The organism is Streptomyces sp. Ru72, from assembly GCF_002920635.1.
Classification (GTDB): Bacteria; Actinomycetota; Actinomycetes; order Streptomycetales; family Streptomycetaceae; genus Streptomyces.
Genome location: NZ_PQSR01000211.1, coordinates 1 through 3933 on the forward strand (window position 1 = coordinate 1; position 3933 = coordinate 3933).

Sequence of the window (3933 nt, forward strand, 5' to 3'; positions counted from 1 at the left end):
CCCCACCGCAACCGCAAGCGGCGCCCTCTTCCCCCGCCCGAAATCACCCCACCGCATGCCGACAGTCTCACACGTCGGACCACACGCCTGACGGGCCAGCACTCACGGAACTTCCCAATGCTGCTGATGTCAAGCCGCTGCCGCAGCAGGTTGTGAAGCGTGGTAGCACGCTCTGTCACGGATCATCGCCCACAGGACGTTGACGCGTCGGCGGGCGAGGGCAAGGAGAGCTTGTTTGTGTCCCCTCCCTTCGCTCCGTTTTCGTTGGTAGTACGCCTTGGAGGCGGGGCAGGACGTACATGGTCCGCAGCAGACCGCGGTGATAGCGGCGTGGCCTGCGCAGATTGCCGCTGACGCGGCCGGAGTCACGGGGCTGCGGGGCTAGGCCGGCGAAGCCGGCCAGGCGCTCGGCGCTTCCGAAGGCGTCCAGGTCGCCCCCCGTTGCGGCGATGAACTTCGCGCCGAGTCTGACGCCCATGCCGGGCAGGCTGCGGATCACCTCGGCGTGCGGATGCTCGCATTGAGATCGACGGCCCACAAGACGTCGTTGGACATCGCCAGCACTCGCCGATCAGCGCCAGTAGCTCAGTCTCGTCGTTCTGGATCCGGCGAGACAGCAGCCGCTCGCCCTCCGCGTCGATCACCACGGCGTGATGATGCGTCTTGCAGATGTGCACCCCGGCCCAGATCTCTGGCACGGTCACCTCCGCCAGCTCGTCGTACATCGATCCCGCAGACGACCTCGCCGGCGTCGTCCTACAGCAGCGATCGAGTCGCGTCTCCCAATTGGCGGTCGAGTCGTCGCGGGGCTCCCGGCGGCCAAGTCCCGTAAGCCATCCAGCGGCTCGGCCTTTACAGCCATGCCCGGAGCCCCGGGCCCTCCGATCGGACGAGTGACCAGATCAGACTCCAGGCCGAGGGCGTACTTGAAGTCGATGCGGCAGCGCACCGCCTCGGCGGCCTGGCGGTCCGACAGGTTCAGCACGTACTGCAGCACGCAGACCGTGGCGAGCTGGGCGGGGGAGAGCCCGGGCGGCCATCGCGCGGGTACCAGGCGGTGAAGTCCTCGTCGTTCCACAGGCCGTCGAGGCGGTCGCGGATCCACATCGCGGTAGTGCCGTGGGGGTTGCTGGCGCGGGCGACCCCTGCGGTCAGCGGCTGGGTCTCCGATCCGGGCTGGGGCTGGAGGGACATATCGGGCCCCGGGAACATGGGCATCATGTTCCTACGAGCCTGACGCAACGTCACGATCGTTAACTGCCCGTCCTCAAGATTTCCGACAGAGTCCTTCAGCGAAGATCCGACTGGACCTCGATCAGTCGATGCCTTGGACGACGCGGAAGTCACGCTCGACGCCGTCGGAGGGGCGACCAGCGCCTCCTGGTAGGCCGCACTCTCACGCGCCGCGACGGCCTGCTCGAAGCTGTCGAACTCGATCAGGACGGTGCGCTCGGCGATTCCGGCGTCATGCGCCACGACCTGACCGCCACGGACGAGGGTCCGACCTTGACGGCCGGACCGGCCAGCTTGTTGTAAGCAGCCAGCTTCTCAGGGTCTGAAAAGGTGCGGTAGACGCTGACCCAGTAGCCCTTCATGGAATTTCCAGTGTTGGGATGAGTGCATCTTATTTACGGATGGTCTCGGACGGGCGTCGGCGGGCGAGAGCGAGGCTTGTCAGCGTCGTGATCGCCATGGCGCCGATGCCGACCAGCGCCGCGGTGGTGTAGGCGCTGTCGTCGGGGAAGAGGTGGCCGGGGCCGGTGCCCGCGGTCAGGCCGCCGATGGCGCTGCCCAGGGAGTACCCGACGCTGCGGACGACGTAGTTGAAGCTCATGGCGCTCGACGTCTCGCTCTTGGGGGTGACGGCCAGGATGACACCGGGCATCGCGGCCGAGAAGCCGCCGACGCCGAAGCCGAGCACGCCCATCGCCGCGAACAGTTCGACCAGGTCCGACCGGGCCGCCGCGAACAGGGCGAACCCGCCGCCGACCACGACGGCGCTGCCGGCCAGGAGCAGGGGGTCGGCGATCCGCGTCCGGACCCGTGGCGTGAGCTTGCCGGCGACGAACCCCAGCACCGAGAACGGGATGAGGACCAGCCCGGCGACGAAGGTCGTCAGCCCGAAGCCGTAGCCGGCGCCGTGCGGCGTCTGCGCGTACCGGGTGATGAGCGTGAGCAGGAGGTACATGCCGATCCCGCCGGCGAACATGGCGAGGTTCGCCCCGGCGACCGCCGGGTGCCGCACCGCCCGCACATCGACCAGGGGCGTCGTGCTGCGCAGCTCGATGAGGGCCCAGACGCAGAGCAGCACCACAGCGACGATGGCGAGGCCCGCCGCCACGGCGAGGTGCCCGCTCCACAGATTCCGTTCGCTGGCGAGGAACAGCACCAGGAGCAGCGCAGCGGCCAGGACGACCGCGCCTGCCACGTCCACGTGGGCGGAGCGGCCTTCGGGGGCTTCGGGGTCGAGGGCGTCACCCAGCCCGCGATGACCGCCCTGGTCCGGGTGATGGAGGAGTCCGGCCTGGTCGAGCGGCGGGGTGACACATCCGACAAGCGGGTCGCGAAGGCCAAGGAGCGGTCGCCTGGCTGGCATGGACCTGGTCTTCCGGGCGCCGTCGACCGCACGGATCGCGTGGGCGCTGCTGCGCGAGGAGCACGGCCTGGTGCTGGAGCTGTGCCAGGACATCGCCCGGCACAAGACGCTGGCGCGGCTGGAGGACTCGGTCGCACAGATCCGCTGGAAGAGTGGCGGCCAGGACCGCAAGCCGATCCAGGATGGGCTGATCGTCGCGGTGTTCCGGCACTACGAGTCGAGAGCCGGACAGCCGCTGCTCCACGATCACGCGGTGGTGTCGATCCGCGCCCGGCGTCCGGATGCCAAGGCCGCGTGGGGCAACCTGTCGGCGGACTCGATGCTGGAGCACATCGTCGCGGTCGGCACCCTGTACTTCATGGAGCAGGTGTCCGCCCGGCTCGGCTGGACCTGGGAGCCGCGTGAGGTGACGCCTGGCCGCCGACCGGTCATGGAGATCGCAGGCATCGACCAACGGCTGATCGGCTGGCAGTCCACCCGCCGCCAACAGATCGCGGACGCGCTGTCCGTCCTCACGGCCGACTACGAAGAGAGGCAGGGGCACCCGCCGGGGGAGCGGGCCGCCTACGCGCTGGACCGGCAGGCCGCCGACCGGACGCGCCCACCGAAGCGCCAGGTGCCGCGGTCACTGACCGAGCTGCGAGAAGGCCTACAACCTGAGACTGATCACGGCCGTCGCTGGTACTCTGTGCTTCTAGGATTGCGAGGGTGACGGCAAGAACCAGTGATATCGAGAAGGCGGCCGGTGTACTGCGCGCCGGCGGCCTGGTGGCCCTCCCGACCGAAACTGTCTACGGACTGGGCGCCAACGCCGAGGACCCCGCCGCCGTGGCGCGCATCTTCCAGGTCAAGGGACGTCCTTCCTCCCACCCACTGATCGTCCACATCGGCAGCGCGGAGCAGCTGGACGACTGGGTCCAGGACGTGCCCGCGACGGCCCGCCTGCTGGCCGAACACTTCTGGCCGGGCCCCCTCACGCTGGTCCTGCGGCGCGGTCCCCGCGTGCCCCTCGAAGCGACCGGCGGCCTGGAGACGGTCGCCGTGCGCGTGCCTGACCACCCCGTCGCACTCGCACTGCTGGCGGCCTTCGGTGGCGGTGTCACGGCCCCGTCCGCCAACCGCTTCGGCCAGGTCAGTCCCACCACGGCGAACGACGTCCGTGCCGAGCTCGGCGACGCCGTCGACTTCGTGCTGGACGGCGGCCCCTGCGAGGTCGGCGTCGAGTCCACCATCGTCGACGTCACCGGTGATGCCCCGAGCATCCTGCGGCCCGGCGGTGTGACGCGCGAGGAACTCGAAGCAGTGCTGGGGCTCCCGCTCACGGTCCCCTCGACTAG

The 3933-nt window shown here is 69.5% G+C and carries 3 protein-coding genes and 5 pseudogenes; 3 read left to right on the forward strand and 5 right to left on the reverse strand.

Annotated features, from left to right (window positions below; genetic code table 11):
- Nucleotides 1-129: 129 nt before the first annotated feature.
- The 5 genes and pseudogenes from C3488_RS42270 to C3488_RS39355 all read right to left on the reverse strand — a co-directional run.
- Nucleotides 130-514, reverse strand: a pseudogene (locus C3488_RS42270) (transposase); the annotation flags it as partial.
- A gap of 106 nt (nt 515-620) precedes the next feature.
- A pseudogene (locus tag C3488_RS42830) lies at nt 621-725 on the reverse strand (hypothetical protein); the annotation flags it as partial.
- Nucleotides 701-1105, reverse strand: coding sequence for a transposase (locus C3488_RS42275; RefSeq protein ID WP_308460719.1), 405 nt, complete (start codon nt 1103-1105; stop codon nt 701-703). The pseudogene C3488_RS42830 and the gene C3488_RS42275, both read right to left, overlap by 25 nt.
- A gap of 210 nt (nt 1106-1315) precedes the next feature.
- A pseudogene (locus C3488_RS39350) lies at nt 1316-1595 on the reverse strand (DUF1330 domain-containing protein).
- A 29-nt stretch (nt 1596-1624) separates the two neighbouring features.
- The gene (locus C3488_RS39355; RefSeq protein ID WP_308460720.1) at nt 1625-2434 is read right to left on the reverse strand and encodes an MFS transporter; all 810 of its coding nucleotides are present in this window, start codon (nt 2432-2434) and stop codon (nt 1625-1627) included.
- 30 nt (nt 2435-2464) lie between these two features.
- On the opposite strand from C3488_RS39355, the pseudogene C3488_RS42465 reads away from it, so the two are divergent.
- From C3488_RS42465 to C3488_RS39370, 3 genes and pseudogenes are all read left to right on the forward strand, one after another.
- Nucleotides 2465-2563, forward strand: a pseudogene (locus C3488_RS42465) (MarR family transcriptional regulator); the annotation flags it as partial.
- Nucleotides 2564-2566: 3 nt separating this feature from the next.
- Nucleotides 2567-3242, forward strand: a pseudogene (gene mobF, locus C3488_RS39365) (MobF family relaxase); the annotation flags it as partial.
- 62 nt (nt 3243-3304) lie between these two features.
- On the forward strand, nt 3305-3933 hold a 629-nt coding region (locus C3488_RS39370), incomplete at its 3' end, for an L-threonylcarbamoyladenylate synthase (protein ID WP_103845603.1).